The following is a 16,833-nucleotide window of genomic DNA, read 5'->3' as shown; positions in this document are numbered from 1 at the left end:
TTGATAAGAATGTAGCAATTTTAAAAAAATAATGGTGATTTTGTACAATACACTTCAAACGCCATGAATCCACATAGTGTAATCGCTAATTGGAAATGAACGAAAATTGGGGCAGCTGCAATCACCTCGTCAAATTTGAGCGGTTCCGTGAGGTTCAGTCTATTTAGACGTTAATCCCAGAAAAATTGAAGTGTGGATTGAGCATGGATCATTATGAAAGTCTGATTTTGTACGACCGACTATCCATTCATTCAACTACTGGTCCCCCCACTTTGCCGGAACGGTGAATTCAGCGAAGTTCTCAAAAATCCGCAGAGCCGACGTTTGGCGTGAGCGCATGATGCGCCCACACGAATATGAGCCCCGAGGAACGAAAATTGGTGCTTACCCAGCTGTAAAGTTGGTGCTTACCCAGCAGTGAAAGTTGGGATCAGTTTAGTGAGTTGTTCAACAATTGCCGCAAAATGGGTCGTTAAGCGTGCCAATAAACCAAACATGCTAATTATTGCATGATGATGACAAAAAGTTGATGACTCCCAACAAAACCCTTGTTAGGGTCCAAACCCAATAAGAGGGTTGTCGAAAATTCAACGGCGTTCCCCATCTCGCTGACAAGGTCTAGGGAGGAACATTGGCTGCAGTTAAAAGCATAAGACCAATGAATTGTCGCGACACTAATTAGCAGAGCTTCGGCTCTGCTTTATTTTGAGATCAACAGCTTACAAGCGTTAGCTCCAGTAATCTATCAACCACTGGCTGGCTAGACCCAGACGCAATAGATAGAGCAAAACACCTGCCACCAGCGTTGTCAAAATCATCTTCAGCCCAATGTTTGGCTTGGTTGGGGCACCTGGCTCGTGCCCAGTCTCGACTTGCTGACCATCTTCGTGCGCCGCGCGCACCCCAATGGGTAGCATGATGAATAAGCACAGCCACCACAGCACAAAATACAGAGCGATCGAACTCAATAAATCCATAGTGATACCCCTATCAAATTCATCATACCCGGTGCACAAACACTTTCACATGCGGTTTTTTGCCCCAAAGCTGGTTGATGTCTGAGCGCACACCGCGTCGCAATGATTCAGCCAATGCCTTGTTGTCAGACCGCCGTTTTGCCGGCATAGACTTGATTACACCTGCAATGGCCTGCTCCACCACTTCGCCAAAATCACCGTCTTCATCAACAAATGCAGGCAGTCCAACAAGTTCATATTGCGGCGTACCCGCAATTTGCCCCTTGTTGGTGATACAAAGCGAAACATTCACCGAGCCGCTGAAAGACAAACGTCGTCTGTCGCGCACACCACTTTCGTCGTGCTGGCACAGAATTTCACCATCCAGATAAACCCGGCCATGTGGCACCTCGTCCTTTTGCACGTTGGCAACCGGATAAAGCTGCGCCATATCACCATTGCGCACGCTTAGGCAGTTTTTAATGCCGAGCTCTTTGCCGAACTTGAGGTGAGCATCCAAATGGAGGGCTTCACCGTGGGCAGGCACCAACGTCGTCGGCTTCACCCAACTATAAAGCGCCCTTAATTCGTCCCGACGCGGGTGGCCAGACACATGCACAAGTGCGTCTTTATCTGTGATGACTTCAATACCCTGGTTGATCAGCATATTTTGGACATCACCAACTTCGCGCTCGTTGCCCGGAATCGCTTTTGACGAGAAGATTACCCGGTCGTCGCGATTGAGCGTGATCACAGGATGGTCGTCTCGTGCAATTCGCGCAATCGCGGCCCGGCTCTCACCTTGCGATCCCGTACAAATCAGAACAACATTTTCGCGCGGCAAATAGCCGAATGCATCTTGGTCCAAAAATGGCTCCAGATCATCCATCAATCCAAGATCACGGGCGATTTCGCTGGTCTTATGAACGGAGCGACCCGCAGCAACCACATGCCGACCTGCTTTTTGTGCAGCCCGAGCAATTGAAATCATCCGCCCAACATTTGAAGCGAAAATGGTGACAGCGACCCGCGCCGGTGCCTCAGCGATCAACCGATCAAGCGTTTGTGCAACTTCGCCCTCACCCGGGCTGGAACCATCACGAATTGCATTGGTACTGTCCCCGATCACAGCAAGCGGACGTTTGTCCTCGCCTAACTCTCTAAAGCGCCGCTCATCCGTCGGCGCATTGCCTACCGGCGATGGATCAATCTTCCAATCTCCCGTGTGCAGCACCCGACCAGCGTCGGTTTCAATGTAAAGCGAGCAACTCTCGGGGATGGAATGGGAAACATTGATCAATTCCAGCGAGAAAGCTCCGGCGCTAAACTTTTGACCCGGCTTTACTGTTTTGATGACGGGGACGTTCTCAGTGAAATTGTTCGAGCGCGCCTTGGCTTCTGTCATCGCTTTGGCAAATGGCGTGGCAAAAACAGGACACTCCAAGTAAGGCCATAGGTCCAGCAAGGCGCCATAATGATCTTCATGGGCATGGGTAAGCACCAAGCCTTCAATATGCTCAGCCTCATCTTCTAAAAATCGGATGTCTGGCATGACCAGATCAATCCCCGGCAAGTCAGGTCTGGCAAATGTTAGGCCGCAATCGACAATAAGCCATTTTCGCTCACTTGGTGCGCCATAGCCATAAAGGCCAAAATTCATACCGATTTCGCCAACCCCACCAAGGGGTACGAAAACCAACTGATCACTCATCAAATATTGCTTTCAAAATTTACATCGAGCGGAAAAATTTCCCCCGCTGTGATTGTGCGCTGACGCCCTTGATGGTCAACAATCAAATTGCCGGTCTCATCGACCCCATCAAGACGCGCTACAAAACTTTCAGTGCTTGTATTCACCCGCATATCTTGCCCCATTCTATAGGCGTTGGACAACCAATCCTGCCGAATAGATGAAAAGCCATTGCCCATTGCCCATTCTTCAAGCCTTTGCGCAATCGCATCGCTAAGGAACGGGAAAAAATGCTCAACAGATGTGGGAATACCCAATTCGTTCAAATTACTCGCCGGATGATTGGTTTTGTCCGGGTGCGAAACCACATTGACCCCTAGCCCAATCACCACAAAACGAGCCTGGCCCAACGCGCCGCCTTCAAGCAGAAGGCCAGCACACTTCTTGCCGTCGATCATCAAATCGTTCGGCCATTTAACTTCAACTTGCTCTGGCGCCAATTCAGTGCCGGAATTTACCGCAAGAACGGCGTCGCGCAGTGCAAGGGCCAACACAAAGGAAAGCTGCGCAATCTTGTCAGATGGCGCAGGATCTATGAGCAGTAATGAAGAATAAAGATTGCCCTTTGGCGAATTCCAGAACCGTCCACGACGACCTTTGCCGTCGACCTGTTCATCCGCCACAAGCCATTGATTGCCCGCAGCACCGGCGAGCGCATCCTTCATCAGGGTAGAACTTGTTGAACCTATTGTTTCAACATGTTTTAGCCGAAATCCGTTTTGCGCTGCCTTTTCACCTAAACTGACCACTTAAAACAAGCTACCAGCAGCCATCCCAGCTACGTCGGTCAAGAAACTACCAACACTCAGATAATATGTCACAATCAGTGCGCATGTTAGGGCGATGACGACATTCAATTCATTTGGTGTGTTGATGAATTGATGATTTGGCTCATCAAAATACATCGTACGGACAACACGCAAATAATAGAATGCACTAATCGCGCTGGTCAAAACACCGATTACAGCAAGAATAAACAATTCCGCTTCAATTGCTGCCAAGAACACTGACCATTTGGCAAAGAAGCCAGCAAGCGGCGGCAAACCGATTAGCGAGAACATCATGATCGCCATGCCGGTGGCCACAAATGGTCTAGTTTGCGCAATACCCGCAAGGTCAGAAATGTCTTCCACATATCCTTGGTCGGTACGCAATGCCAGAATACAAGCGAACAGTCCGATCGTCATGGTCAGGTAGATCGCCATATAGATAGCAACGCCCTCAACCCCGGTTTGGGAACCCGCTGACAGACCAACCAAAGCAAAACCAACATGACCAATTGAAGAATATGCAATCAATCGTTTCAGCTTTTTCTGGCCGATAGCCGCAAACGCTGCCAACACCATCGACGCAATCGACAGGAAGATCACAATTTGCTGCCAGTCTTTTGCAATCGGCTCAAACGTGTCAAAAACGATACGGATGAACAGTGCCATCGCAGCCACTTTTGGCGCAGATGCAAAGAAGGCTGTAACCGGCGTTGGTACACCCTCATAAACATCTGGCGTCCACATGTGGAACGGCACAGCTGAAATCTTAAACGCCAAACCGGCCAACACAAAGACCAAGCCAACAATCAAACCAAGCGATGGATCGCCAAGCGCAATGACTTTCGCAATTTCGTCAATCTGTGTTTGGCCTGTAAATCCATAAACCAACGACGCACCGTAAAGCAGCATCCCGGAAGACAAAGCGCCCAACACGAAATATTTCAAACCAGCTTCCGTCGCGCGACCTGAATCTCGTTTGAACGCTGAAATCACATAAAGCGACAAGGATTGCAGTTCCAAGCCGATATAAAGCGACATCAAATCGTTCGCCGAAATCATCATCAACATGCCCAAAGAGGCAAGCACAACGAGTACCGGATATTCGAACTTGTTTAGATTGTGGTCGGACGCTGTGGAAACAGACAATACGAGCGCGAATGCAGAGCCGGTCAGCACCAACACCTTCATATAACGCGCAAATCCATCTTGAATGAAGCCGCCGTTAAACAGCACGCCTTCTGCTGGATGAACAGCAACCAGCACAGCGGTCACCGCGAGTAGACCAATTGTTGCGCCAACAATCATAGTGTTGCCACTATCCTTGCTGGAAAACACACCAATCATCAGCAAAACAATCGCGCCAAGGGCCAACAATAGCTCTGGATATGCGGGAGCGAGAGCAACAAAACTTGTTAGATCAGATTCCATTTGTTCCTCCTAGTGCGCGACTTCAACGAGCGCACCGACCTGCGTAAGGCCTGCTTGATAGTGTTGGACCAGAGCTTCAACTGAAGCTGCTGTCGCATCCAAAATTGGTGCCGGATAGAAACCAAAGAAGATAGTGAGAACGATCAATGGCACAATGACAGCCATCTCACGTGGGTTCATATCCAAAATTGCTTTTAGCGAGTCTTTTTCTAGTGCCCCGAAGATCACGCGACGATAGAGCCATAGGGCATAGCATGCCGATAGGATCACCCCGGCTGTAGCACCGAACGCCACCCAAGTGTTCACTTGGAAAATGCCAATCAGAATGAGGAATTCGCCCACAAACCCACTGGTGCCTGGCAATCCAACATTCGCCATCGTGAAGATCATGAAGGCAAACGCATATTTCGGCATTCGTTCAACAAGACCGCCATAAGCAGAAATTTCACGTGTATGCATTCGGTCGTAAATCACGCCTACGCTTAGGAAGAGCGCACCAGAAACGATACCATGCGAGATCATTTGGAAGATCGCACCCTGGATACCCAATTGATTGGCTGCAAAAATCCCCATCGTCACATAACCCATGTGGGCAACAGACGAATAAGCAATCAGCTTCTTAATGTCGTCCTGCACAAGGGCAATCAGTGACGTCGCTATAATCGCCACGACGGACAAGAAGAACACAAAGTTCGCAAAATAGGCTGATGCGTCCGGGAACATAGGCAATGAGAACCGCAAGAACCCGTAACCACCCATTTTGAGCAAAATGGCCGCAAGAATAACGGAACCCGCAGTTGGCGCTTCCACGTGCGCTTCTGGCAACCATCGGTGGAATGGCCACATTGGCATTTTCACCGCGAAGGATGCGAAGAATGCGATCCATAACCAGAACTGACTTTCAGGTGAGAACTTGAATTTCAGCAATTGCGCAATGTCAAGTGTACCAGCCTGCCAATACATTGCCATGATCGCCAACAGCATCAATACTGAGCCGACAAATGTATAGAAGAAGAACTTGTAACTCGCTTGAACACGTTTCTTGCCGCCCCAAATCCCGATAATCAGGAACATGGGAATCAAACCGCCTTCAAAGAATACATAGAACATCGCCAGATCGAGCGTTGCGAATACGCCAATCATCAAAAATTCGAGCAGCAAGAATGCTGAAAGATATTCTTTTACGCGGCTGTCAATGCTTTCCCAACTGGCGAGCACACACATTGGCATAAGCAATGCGGTCAGTACGATAAACAGAATCGAGATCCCATCAACGCCCATGCGGTAGCCGATAACATCGCCAAGCCACTGGTGGTTCTGAACGAACTGGAACCCAGGATCCGTTGCATCGAACAGTGCCCACATAACCAGCGACAAAATGAATGTCACAGTGGTCGTAACAAGCGCGATGTAACGCATATTGTTCTTCGCCAAAGCATCATTGCCCGGCACAATCAGCACAAAGAATACGCCAACCAAAGGGAGGAACGTAAGGATCGTGAGGATGTTGTTATTTATGATGTTCATCCTAGGAGGCCCCCTGCAGCAATCGCCCAGGTTATTAGCGCAGCAACACCGATCAGCATTGCCAACGCGTAGTGATAAAGGTAGCCGGACTGAAGACGAACAACTTGCGCTGTAACATCTTTAACCCGTCGAGCAATTCCGCCCACAATCATGTCATCGATAAACCAATCGTCGAACCCGCGCCAAAGCGACCGGCCAACCCATTTGGCAGGACGAATGAACAAGAAATCGTAGAGTTCATCAAAATACCATTTGTTGAGCAAGAAGGCATAAAGACCAGAATGTTCTTTCGCCAAATTCTTGGGCAATTCAGGTTTCACCATGTAGAAGTACCAGGCCACAACAAAACCAATGATCATTGAGATTGTCGCCGATAGTTTCACCCAAGTTGGTACGTGGTGTGCTTCTTCAATAACATGCCCGTCAACAACAAGCGCGCCTTTAAAGAAGTGCTCAACATGTTCAACATGGCCAAAGAAACTATCGTACCAAATCCAACCGGAGAAGAGCGCACCCGCAGCCAACACAAACAGCGGTACCAACATAACCATTGGGCTTTCATGCGCATGGCTAAACGTTTCTTCATCCGAACGGGTCTTGCCATGGAATGTTAGGTGGACGAGACGCCAGGAATAGAAGCTGGTGAACAACGCAGCGATAACAAGTGACCAGAATGCAAACGTACCTGCTTGTGTCCCTGCCCCGTAAGCTGCTTCGATAATGCTGTCTTTGGAATAGAACCCAGCAAAACCAATGTTTGGCAGCGCATCCGCAAACAAGTGGAATGGAATACCAACGCCAGTAAGCGCGAGCGTGCCGATCATCATCATCCAATAGGTCACCGGCACTTTATCTTTAATGCCGCCCATCTTGCGCATATCTTGTTCGTGATGCATCGCATGGATCACAGAACCCGCGCCTAAGAACAATAGGGCTTTAAAGAATGCGTGGGTGAACAAGTGGAACACACCAGCTGAATAAGCGCCGACGCCAAGCGCGACGAACATGTAGCCAAGCTGCGAACAAGTTGAATATGCAATCACGCGTTTAATGTCGTTTTGGACCAGTCCAACACTCGCCGCGAAGAAGGCTGTAATCGCACCGACATAGATCACAACAGTTGTTGCAGTCTCTGATGCTTCAAACATTGGCGACAGACGCGCCACCATGAACACACCTGCCGTAACCATGGTCGCAGCGTGAATAAGCGCGGACACAGGCGTCGGGCCTTCCATCGCATCTGGCAACCAAGTGTGAAGCAAGAACTGTGCTGACTTACCCATGGCACCAAGGAACAACAGCAGACAAATAACTGTCATCGCATCCCATTGCGCCCCAAGGAACGAAATGTTTTTGCCTTCGAGGTCAGCGATATGTGCAAATGCCGTATCAAAGTCGAGCGAACCAAGCATCATAAAGGCTGCAAAAATACCAAGCGCGAAGCCAAAGTCACCAACCCTGTTGACGATAAACGCCTTCATCGCCGCAGCATTGGCACTTGGTTTTTTGTACCAGAAGCCAATCAACAAGTAAGATGCAAGGCCCACGCCTTCCCAACCGAAAAATAGTTGTAAGAAATTGTTTGCCGTCACCAACATCAACATGGCGAAGGTGAAAAGCGACAAATAGGCGAAGAAACGCGAACGATGCGGATCGTCGCTCATATAGCCAATTGAATAGATGTGCACCAAGCTGGAAACCGTGGTCACAACAACCAACATCACGGCGGTTAGCGTGTCGGCACGGATCATCCATCGTAGATCAAGACCTGCCGTTGAAATCCAGCGGAACAGTTCAACTTTAACTGATTGAGCAGCCACAAATGCGTGGTCACCACCATGTGCTGCCTCGGCCCCATGCCCAGCATCACCGCCGCCCATGGTCCACTGCAAAAACACAATCCATGAGAACAGCGCTGACAGAACCAAAAGGCTCGACGTGATGATCTCAGAAGATTTATGCCCGATTGATCGGCCAAAAAGACCAGCAATCAACGCCCCGAGCAGCGGGAAGAAGACAATAAATTGGAGTAGCGTTTCGTTCATGCCCCTAGCCCTTCATCACGTTCACATCGTCAACAGCGATGGAACCTTTGTTACGATAAAAGACCACAAGGATAGCCAAACCAATCGCTGCCTCAGCTGCCGCAACCGTAAGGATCAGCAACGCAAATACTTGCCCCGCCATATCCTGTAGATGCGCACTGAATGCGACGAAATTGATATTGACGGCCAAAAGGATCAACTCAATAGACATCAAAATAATAATGACGTTCTTGCGATTTAGGAAAATACCAAACACGCCAAGCGTGAACAATATTGCTGCGACGGTCAAAAAGTGACCAAGTGGAATTACTGCTATCATATCAAGCCCCGATTAAATCCCTTTGCCACTTTCAACAGAAACAACTTCCACAGCGTCTTCACGCTTGCGGCCAACTTGCATTGCAATGTCCTGACGTTTGACATTTGGCTTGTGACGCAGGGTCAAAACAATTGCCCCGATCATCGCGACCAACAAAATAAGTCCTGCTGCTTCAAACAGATAAACGTAACGCGTGTAAAGCACTGTGCCCAAAGCTTCAGTGTTCGACATGCCCTCGATAAACGGCACCGCGCTTGACCCAGCAACTTCTGGCGCGATCAAGAATGATGCGGCAACCATCAGCAATTCAATCAGCAGCACCCCGCCAATCATCGCACCAATCGGCGCATATTGGAGAATGCCAACCCGCAATTGCGCGAAATCAACGTCCAACATCATCACAACAAACAAGAACAACACCATCACCGCGCCCACATAGACAACGATCAGCAGCAGTGCCAAAAACTCAGCACCAGCCAACATGAAAATGCCTGCGCCATTGACGAATGCCAAAATCAGGAACAACACCGAATGTACCGGGTTGCGTGACGAAATCACCATCACCGCGGAAAAGATCGCGATGGCGGAAAACAGATAGAAAAAAGCAATCTCTAATGTCATCATTCTTCCCTATCGATAAGCCGCGTCAGCGTCGAGGTTCGCGGCAATTTCGCGTTCCCAGCGATCGCCATTGGCCAACAACTTGTCTTTATCAAAGTAAAGCTCTTCACGTGTTTCAGTCGCGAACTCAAAGTTCGGCCCTTCAACAATCGCATCAACCGGGCATGCCTCTTGGCAAAACCCACAATAAATGCACTTCACCATGTCAATGTCGTACCGCACCGTGCGGCGCGTGCCATCATTTTGGCGGGGTCCTGCTTCAATCGTGATTGCTTGTGCTGGGCAAATGGCTTCGCACAATTTGCAGGCAATGCAACGTTCTTCGCCATTTGGATAGCGACGCAAAGCATGCTCACCGCGAAAACGTGGGCTCACATAGCCTTTTTCAAACGGATAGTTGATTGTCGGCTTGGGTTTAAAGAAATACCGCATCGCCAAAAAGAACGTCGAAACGAACTCTTTGAGCAAAAGCGAATTGAGAAACTGGATAGCTCGCATTTTCGTTTCCCCTTATGCCACGCCGCCATGCCAACCCCAGCCCGTAAGCTGAAGGACAAATGCAACTGCAAAAATCATCACGATTGAAATCGGAAGGAAGACTTTCCACCCAAGGCGCATCAACTGGTCATGGCGATAGCGCGGCACAATCGCCTTGACCATCGCAAACATGAAGAACACCGCACCCGTTTTCAAAATGAACCACACCATGCCGGGGATCCAGTTGAATGGTGCAACATCAAGTGGTGGCAACCAACCGCCCATAAACAAGATGACGGTCATTGAACACATCAACACGATAGCCACATATTCACCCAACATGAACATCATGTATGGGGTTGAGCCATATTCCACCATGAAACCAGCAACGAGCTCAGACTCAGCTTCCGGCAAATCGAACGGTGGACGGTTTGTTTCAGCTAATGCTGAGATAAAGAAAATCACAAACATTGGGAACAATGGCAACCAGAACCAGTTCAACATTGAGAACCACGGCACGCCAAGCGTGTGGGCCAAGCCCATATCCCGTTGCGCGATCACAATGTCAGTCAGGTTCAACGAACCAACACAGAGCAACACGGTGATGATCACAAAGCCGATCGAAACTTCGTAAGAAACCATCTGTGCTGCAGAGCGCAAAGCGCCCAAGAACGGGTATTTCGAGTTCGATGCCCAACCGCCAATAATCACGCCGTAAACGCCGAGTGATGACACAGCAAGCACGTATAGAACGCCAACATTCAAGTCAGCCAATGCCCAGCCCTCATCAAGTGGAATAACCACCCAAGCCGCCAATGCCACCAAAACGGTGATCAGCGGCGCCATAAGGAACAAGACCTTGTCCGACCCAGCTGGAATAACAGGCTCTTTGAACACGAATTTCAAGAGATCGGCAAAGCTTTGCAGCAAACCGAACGCACCCACCACGTTGGGTCCGCGCCGAATTTGAACAGCTGCCCAGATTTTCCGGTCAGCCAACAAGAAGTAAGCCACGAAGATCAGGAGAGCGACCAAAAGCAACAAACCCTTCCAAACGAAACCAACCATTGAGCCCCAGCCCAAAATTGGTACGCCGAGCAAATAATCTAACGCTAGGAGTATCCAGTCCCACATAATCCTACTCCGCCGCCTCGTTCATGCCACCAGTTGCCAATTGCGAACATTCCGCCATTACAGCAGAGGCCCGTGCAATTGGGTTGGTGAGGTAGAAATCATTGATTGAAGATGAAAGGTCCGCGGATTTTATTTTCGCAGGCACTTTCGCCAATTTTTCAACCACTTTTGCATCTTCTTGCGCTGGTTGATCCAACATCGCGAAGTGTGGATATTGCGCATATAGCGCAGCGCGCAACTGGCCAAGATTGTCGTAAGGCAATGCATCTCCAAGATGCGCGGACAAAGCCCGCAAGATCGCCCAATCTTCTTTTGCGTCACCCGGACCAAACACGGCTCGGCTGGCTTGTTGCACCATCCCCGCTGTATTGACATAGGTCGCGCTTTTCTCGGTGTACGTTACGCCCGGCAGAATAACATCTGCAGCATGTGCACCAACATCACCGTGAGAACCGATATAGACAACAAACGCACCTTCATATGCGGCAGCGTCAACATTGTCGGCCCCAAGCAAGAACACAACGTCCAATTCGCCTTTGGCCGCAGCCTTGTCCATGCCCGCACGGTCAAGACCGCCGCGTTCTGGGACAAATCCAACGTCCAAACCGCCAACACGACCGGCAGCGGTGTGAAGAACAGCAAAACCGTTCCAATCAACACCAAGTGCGCCGCTATCTTTTGCGATGGTGGTGGAAAGCGCCAACACGTCTTTTGCCGCTGGGCCCGATAGAGCGCCCTCGCCCACGATAATCAACGGACGTTTTGCTTTTGCTAGTGTTTTGGCAAATTTCACATCGCCAGCAGCAACCGCCGCTAGGCTTTGTGTGCCAACACCCAGATATTCATAGTCGAACTTTAGGTCAGCTTCTTCGCCAATAACTGCAATCGGCATACCGGTTGCGCGCCAAGCTTTGCGAATACGTGCATTGATGATCGCCGCTTCTTTGCGTGGGTTCGACCCTACAATCAAAATCGCATCTGCATCTTCAATGCCAGAAATACCCGAATTGAAAATATAACTGGCGCGGCCTTTTGATGGATCAAGCACAGAACCTGCTGGACGACAATCTAGGCTTTTAGCACCCAATTGGCTCATGATGCCTTTAAGGGCAAACATTTCCTCAACGCCAGCAAGGTCACCAGCAATCGCGCCGACTTTGTCAGCCGAAGTCTTCTTAACAGCCCGCGCAATTGCAGCGAACGCGTCGTTCCAGCCAGCGGCCTGAAGTCGTTTGCCTTTTTTAACGTACGGCTTGTCCAAACGTTGTGATTTCAATCCATCCCAGATGAAACGTGTTTTGTCTGAAATCCACTCTTCGTTCACCGCTTCGTTGATCCGCGGCATAATCCGCATCACTTCGCGACCACGACTGTCAACTCGGATGTTTGAACCAACCGCATCCATCACGTCGATGCTTTCGGTTTTGTTCAATTCCCAAGGGCGGGCTGCAAATTCGTATGGACGAGATGTCAGTGCGCCAACGGGGCAAAGGTCAATCACATTGCCTTGCAACTCAGATGTCATTGCGCCTTCAAGATAGGTGGTAATTTCCGCATCTTCGCCGCGCCCGATAAGACCCAGCTCAGAAACACCGGCAACTTCAGTTGTAAAACGAACACAGCGCGTACAGTGGATACAGCGGGTCATGATGGTTTTCACCAACGGCCCGATATATTTATCTTCAACAGCGCGCTTATTTTCTTGATAACGAGAACTATCTACACCATAGGCCATGGCCTGATCTTGCAGATCGCATTCACCAGCTTGGTCGCAAATTGGGCAATCAAGTGGGTGATTGATCAGAAGGAATTCCATCACCCCTTCGCGTGCTTTTTTGACCATTGGCGTGTTGGTGAACACTTCAGGTGCTTCACCATTTGGCCCAGGGCGCAAATCGCGAACGCTCATCGCGCAAGAAGCAGCGGGCTTTGGTGGGCCGCCCTTCACTTCAACAAGGCACATACGACAGTTGCCCGCCACTGAAAGCCGTTCATGATAACAAAAACGCGGAATTTCTGCGCCCGCTTCCTCACACGCTTGCATTAGCGTGTAGTGGTCGGGTACTTCGATTTCCTGTCCGTCTACTTTAATGTTGGCCATGCTTGCCGCCTACTCCGCTGCAATGGATGGAACAGCCCCATCCGCTTTGGCATTGTGTGTATATTGATCAATCCGCTCTTCAATCACAGGGCGGAAATTCTTGATAAGTCCTTGGATCGGCCAAGCCGCAGCATCGCCAAGCGCACAAATCGTGTGACCTTCAACTTGCTTGGTCACTTCGAACAGCATGTCGATTTCACGCTTTTGCGCTTCGCCACGCACCATGCGTTCCATCACACGGTTCATCCAACCAGTGCCCTCACGACATGGGGTGCATTGTCCGCAACTCTCATGTTTGTAGAATGCGGAAAGCCGAGCAATCGCTGCAATAATGTCAGTTGATTTGTCCATCACGATCACAGCCGCCGTCCCCAAAGAAGAACCAACTTCTTTAAGTCCGTCAAAATCCATAATCGCATCGCGCATCTTGTCACCCGGCACACAAGGTACAGAAGAGCCACCCGGAATAACCGCCAGCAAATTGTCCCAACCACCGCGAATGCCACCGCAATGTTTGTCGATCAACTCGCCAAACGGAACGCCCATTTCTTCTTCAAACGTCGCTGGCGTATTCACGTGGCCAGACACACAAAACAGTTTGGAACCCGTATTGTTTTCCCGACCAAGCCCAGCAAACCAAGAACCACCGCGGCGCAAGATCTCTGGCACGACAGCAATCGACTCTACATTGTTCACTGTGGTTGGTGAGCCATAAAGCCCCATACCAGCAGGAAATGGTGGCTTTAGACGTGGCTGACCTTTTTTGCCTTCAAGACTTTCCAGCAATGCGGTTTCTTCACCACAAATATAAGCACCAGCACCATGGTGAACGATGATATCAAAGTCCCAACCATGCACATTGTTCTTGCCGATTAGATTGGCGTCGTAAGCCTGATCGACCGCAGCTTGCAACGCTTCGCGCTCACGTACGAACTCACCACGCACATAAATATAAGCGTGATGCGCGTCCATTGCGCGTCCTGCCAACAAGCACCCTTCAACAAGGTGATGTGGATCGTGACGCATAATCTCGCGGTCTTTACACGTACCCGGCTCAGACTCATCAGCATTCACCACCAAATAGTGAGGACGTCCGTCGCTCACTTTTGGCATAAATGACCATTTAAGACCTGTCGGGAAACCAGCACCACCGCGGCCACGAAGACCAGAAGATTTAACTTCCTCAGTAATCCAGTCACGACCCTTGTCAATGAAACCTTTGGTTTGTGACCAAGAGCCGCGCTTTTTTGCGCCCTCTAGGCCCCAATCGCCTTGGTTATATAGGTTTGTAAAAATACGGTCTTGATCTGACAACATATTTTAGCGCCCCCGCTTATAGGCAACAATCAGCAAGAAGCCGACAACAGCGCTTACCACGAAGCCCAAGAAGCCGGTCGTCAGCATCACTGCAAACATCCCGACAATTCGGATGGCCAAATAAGTCACAATCATAAACACGATTGCCATCGCGATATTCTTGCCAGACATTTCAACGCCCATAATCTTTTGTGCCATTATCGTGGATCCTTACCAAAGACTTTGCGATATTCTTCAGCACCACCCTTAGCCAATGCTTTGGCTTGTGCTTTCCAATCGTCGCGTTCAATTCGGCCCTTAAAGCTCAGTCGATCATCTACTTCAGCGATTTGCTTCTTGGTGAACTTTGCAACTTGAGCAAATTGCGTGATGCCCAAAGCATTCAACTTGCCCTCAAGCACCGGACCAACACCTGAAATCAGCTTCAAATCGTCTTTTTCACCCGCTGGAGCTTCAAACAATGGCGCTGCATCTGAAGCAGCTGCCTTTGATTTAGCTGGAGCCACTTTTTTAGCCGCAGGCTTTTTGGCTGTCGTTTTCGGTGTTGCAGCTTTTTTAGCAGGCGCCTTCTTAGTCGCCGCTTTTGCCGCCGGCACTTCCGTCAATGTCACCGCACCGCCTTCAGGTGCAGAATATCGACGGTCGATTTGTGGGCCGGTCTTAACGTCTTTACCCGCTTCGAACTCGTCAATAATCTCTTCAAGCCGTTCAGGGGTAAGGTCTTCATATGTATCTTTGAAAACCATCATCATTGGCGCGTTTACACATGCGCCAAGACACTCAACTTCTTCCCAAGACAGCGTGCCGCTCGCGTTGGTCTCAAATGGCTTTGCATTGATCTTGTTTTTACAAACTTTGATCAAATCCTCAGAACCACGCAACATACAGGGCGTGGTGCCACACACTTGAATGTGTGCTTTTGTGCCCACTGGCTTTAGCTGAAACTGCGTATAAAAGGTCGCGACTTCCAAAACCCGAATGTAAGGCATCTCCAACATATCAGCGACATGCTCGATACATCGTTTGGTTACCCAACCATCTTGATCTTGTGCGCGCATTAACAACGGAATAACCGCTGATTGCTGGCGACCTTTAGGATATTTAGCGATCGTTTGCTTCGCCCACTTTTTATTTTCCGCACTGAAGGCGAAATCTTGTGGTTGAACTTGATCTTCTGCGAGACGACGTACTGACATTATCTGTCCACCTCACCAAATACGATATCAAGGGTCCCGATGATCGCTGAAACGTCAGCAAGCATGTGCCCTTTACTTAAGAAATCCATTGCGGACATGTGAGAAAAACCCGGAGCGCGAATTTTGCAACGGTAAGGTTTGTTCGAACCATCTGAAACAAGATAGACACCAAACTCGCCCTTTGGCGCTTCAACCGCCGCATATACTTCACCTTCAGGCACTTTGTAGCCTTCAGTGTGCAGTTTAAAGTGGTGAATAAGTGCTTCCATCGACTGCTTCATTTCAGCGCGCTTAGGCGGCACAATCTTACCGTCGGTCGACGATACTGGTCCCTGCCCTTCAGGCTCGCGTAGCTTAACGATACACTGGCGCATAATGCGTACGGACTGACGCATTTCTTCCATACGAACCAAATAGCGATCATAACAGTCGCCGTTTTTGCCGATTGGAATATCAAAGTCCATTTCCTCGTAGCACTCATAAGGTTGCGACTTGCGCAAATCCCATTTCGCACCAGAACCGCGAACCAAAACGCCCGAGAAACCCCATTCCCACGCGTCATCCAGAGCAATGTTGCAAATATCAACATTTCTCTGTTTGAAAATACGGTTGTTGGTCAGCAAACCTTCAATGTCGTTACAAACTTCTAGGAATGGATCACACCATGCCTCAATGTCGTCAATCAATTCAGGTGGCAGATCCTGATGAACACCGCCAGGGCGGAAATATGCAGCGTGCATACGCGCACCACATGCACGTTCATAAAAGATCATCAGTTTTTCGCGCTCTTCAAAACCCCAAAGAGGTGGCGTAAGCGCACCAACGTCCATCGCTTGCGTGGTCACGTTAAGCAAGTGGCTCAAAATCCGGCCAATTTCAGAATAAAGGACACGAATTAGCTGTCCACGGCGCGGTACATCAATGCCCAATAGCTTCTCAACAGCAAGCGCAAAGGCATGCTCTTGGTTCATCGGCGACACATAGTCGAGACGGTCGAAATACGGGACAGCCTGCAAATAGGTCTTTTGCTCGATCAGCTTTTCCGTACCACGGTGCAACAGCCCAACGTGTGGGTCACACCGTTCAACAACTTCACCATCCAGCTCAAGCACCAAACGCAGCACGCCGTGCGCTGCCGGGTGTTGCGGACCGAAGTTGATGTTAAAATTTCTTACCTGAGCTTCTGCCATGA

At 49.6% G+C, this 16,833-nt stretch carries 15 protein-coding genes; all 15 read right to left on the bottom strand.

The window, feature by feature from the left end; genetic code table 11:
- Window positions 1-728 precede the first annotated feature (728 nt).
- The 15 genes from AC2D8L_RS04440 to AC2D8L_RS04370 all read right to left on the bottom strand — a co-directional run bounded on the left by AC2D8L_RS04440 (window position 729) and on the right by AC2D8L_RS04370 (window position 16,831).
- Complete coding sequence (locus AC2D8L_RS04440; RefSeq protein ID WP_484684233.1) at window positions 729-977, bottom strand: DUF1467 family protein; 249 nt, start codon at window positions 975-977, stop codon at window positions 729-731.
- Between the two features lie 22 nt (window positions 978-999).
- Window positions 1,000-2,667: a ribonuclease J gene (locus AC2D8L_RS04435; RefSeq protein ID WP_484684232.1), complete on the bottom strand. Its 1,668-nt coding sequence runs from the start codon at window positions 2,665-2,667 to the stop codon at window positions 1,000-1,002.
- The gene (locus AC2D8L_RS04430; RefSeq protein ID WP_484684231.1) at window positions 2,667-3,455 is read right to left on the bottom strand and encodes a biotin--[acetyl-CoA-carboxylase] ligase; all 789 of its coding nucleotides are present in this window, start codon (window positions 3,453-3,455) and stop codon (window positions 2,667-2,669) included. Before AC2D8L_RS04430 ends, AC2D8L_RS04435 begins: the two co-directional genes overlap by 1 nt.
- Window positions 3,456-4,904, bottom strand: coding sequence for an NADH-quinone oxidoreductase subunit NuoN (nuoN, locus tag AC2D8L_RS04425; RefSeq protein WP_484684230.1), 1,449 nt, complete (start codon window positions 4,902-4,904; stop codon window positions 3,456-3,458). It abuts the gene before it with no gap.
- Window positions 4,905-4,913: 9 nt separating this feature from the next.
- On the bottom strand, window positions 4,914-6,431 hold the full coding sequence (locus AC2D8L_RS04420; RefSeq protein WP_484684229.1) for an NADH-quinone oxidoreductase subunit M: 1,518 nt from the start codon (window positions 6,429-6,431) through the stop codon (window positions 4,914-4,916).
- Entirely contained in the window at window positions 6,428-8,476 is a 2,049-nt protein-coding gene (gene nuoL / locus AC2D8L_RS04415; RefSeq protein WP_484684228.1) for an NADH-quinone oxidoreductase subunit L, read from the bottom strand. Before nuoL ends, AC2D8L_RS04420 begins: the two co-directional genes overlap by 4 nt.
- Before the next feature lie 4 nt (window positions 8,477-8,480).
- On the bottom strand, window positions 8,481-8,795 hold the full coding sequence (gene nuoK, locus AC2D8L_RS04410; protein ID WP_484684227.1) for an NADH-quinone oxidoreductase subunit NuoK: 315 nt from the start codon (window positions 8,793-8,795) through the stop codon (window positions 8,481-8,483).
- Between the two features lie 12 nt (window positions 8,796-8,807).
- Window positions 8,808-9,416, bottom strand: a complete 609-nt coding sequence (locus AC2D8L_RS04405; protein ID WP_484684226.1) for an NADH-quinone oxidoreductase subunit J — start codon at window positions 9,414-9,416, stop codon at window positions 8,808-8,810.
- Window positions 9,417-9,425: 9 nt separating this feature from the next.
- Entirely contained in the window at window positions 9,426-9,914 is a 489-nt protein-coding gene (nuoI, locus tag AC2D8L_RS04400; RefSeq protein ID WP_435667444.1) for an NADH-quinone oxidoreductase subunit NuoI, read from the bottom strand.
- A 12-nt stretch (window positions 9,915-9,926) separates the two neighbouring features.
- Window positions 9,927-10,961, bottom strand: coding sequence for an NADH-quinone oxidoreductase subunit NuoH (nuoH, locus tag AC2D8L_RS04395; RefSeq protein ID WP_484685150.1), 1,035 nt, complete (start codon window positions 10,959-10,961; stop codon window positions 9,927-9,929).
- 70 nt (window positions 10,962-11,031) lie between these two features.
- Complete coding sequence (gene nuoG, locus AC2D8L_RS04390) at window positions 11,032-13,128, bottom strand: NADH-quinone oxidoreductase subunit NuoG (protein ID WP_484684225.1); 2,097 nt, start codon at window positions 13,126-13,128, stop codon at window positions 11,032-11,034.
- A gap of 9 nt (window positions 13,129-13,137) precedes the next feature.
- Window positions 13,138-14,445: an NADH-quinone oxidoreductase subunit NuoF gene (gene nuoF / locus AC2D8L_RS04385; RefSeq protein WP_484684224.1), complete on the bottom strand. Its 1,308-nt coding sequence runs from the start codon at window positions 14,443-14,445 to the stop codon at window positions 13,138-13,140.
- 3 nt (window positions 14,446-14,448) lie between these two features.
- On the bottom strand, window positions 14,449-14,643 hold the full coding sequence (locus tag AC2D8L_RS04380) for a hypothetical protein (RefSeq protein WP_484684223.1): 195 nt from the start codon (window positions 14,641-14,643) through the stop codon (window positions 14,449-14,451).
- On the bottom strand, window positions 14,643-15,641 hold the full coding sequence (gene nuoE, locus AC2D8L_RS04375; RefSeq protein WP_484684222.1) for an NADH-quinone oxidoreductase subunit NuoE: 999 nt from the start codon (window positions 15,639-15,641) through the stop codon (window positions 14,643-14,645). The genes AC2D8L_RS04380 and nuoE overlap by 1 nt, the downstream gene beginning before the upstream one ends.
- Window positions 15,641-16,831: an NADH-quinone oxidoreductase subunit D gene (locus AC2D8L_RS04370; RefSeq protein ID WP_484684221.1), complete on the bottom strand. Its 1,191-nt coding sequence runs from the start codon at window positions 16,829-16,831 to the stop codon at window positions 15,641-15,643. Before AC2D8L_RS04370 ends, nuoE begins: the two co-directional genes overlap by 1 nt.
- Between the last annotated feature and the right edge of the window lie 2 nt (window positions 16,832-16,833).

This window comes from Maritalea sp. YIW29 (assembly GCF_057219265.1).
The sequence above is the reverse complement of the archived record's forward strand: the minus strand, read 5'-3'. Positions and strand labels throughout refer to the sequence as shown.

Coding starts and splice junctions, on each gene's coding strand:
- AC2D8L_RS04435 (WP_484684232.1), bottom strand. CDS start 2,667: ATGAGTGATCAGTTGGTTTTCGTACCCCTTGGTGGGGTTGGCGAAATC.
- nuoG (WP_484684225.1), bottom strand. CDS start 13,128: ATGGCCAACATTAAAGTAGACGGACAGGAAATCGAAGTACCCGACCAC.
- nuoI (WP_435667444.1), bottom strand. CDS start 9,914: ATGCGAGCTATCCAGTTTCTCAATTCGCTTTTGCTCAAAGAGTTCGTT.
- AC2D8L_RS04370 (WP_484684221.1), bottom strand. CDS start 16,831: ATGGCAGAAGCTCAGGTAAGAAATTTTAACATCAACTTCGGTCCGCAA.
- nuoL (WP_484684228.1), bottom strand. CDS start 8,476: ATGAACGAAACGCTACTCCAATTTATTGTCTTCTTCCCGCTGCTCGGG.
- nuoN (WP_484684230.1), bottom strand. CDS start 4,904: ATGGAATCTGATCTAACAAGTTTTGTTGCTCTCGCTCCCGCATATCCA.
- nuoF (WP_484684224.1), bottom strand. CDS start 14,445: ATGTTGTCAGATCAAGACCGTATTTTTACAAACCTATATAACCAAGGC.
- nuoE (WP_484684222.1), bottom strand. CDS start 15,641: ATGTCAGTACGTCGTCTCGCAGAAGATCAAGTTCAACCACAAGATTTC.
- AC2D8L_RS04405 (WP_484684226.1), bottom strand. CDS start 9,416: ATGACATTAGAGATTGCTTTTTTCTATCTGTTTTCCGCCATCGCGATC.
- nuoK (WP_484684227.1), bottom strand. CDS start 8,795: ATGATAGCAGTAATTCCACTTGGTCACTTTTTGACCGTCGCAGCAATA.
- nuoH (WP_484685150.1), bottom strand. CDS start 10,961: ATGGTTGGTTTCGTTTGGAAGGGTTTGTTGCTTTTGGTCGCTCTCCTG.
- AC2D8L_RS04380 (WP_484684223.1), bottom strand. CDS start 14,643: ATGGCACAAAAGATTATGGGCGTTGAAATGTCTGGCAAGAATATCGCG.
- AC2D8L_RS04440 (WP_484684233.1), bottom strand. CDS start 977: ATGGATTTATTGAGTTCGATCGCTCTGTATTTTGTGCTGTGGTGGCTG.
- AC2D8L_RS04420 (WP_484684229.1), bottom strand. CDS start 6,431: ATGAACATCATAAATAACAACATCCTCACGATCCTTACGTTCCTCCCT.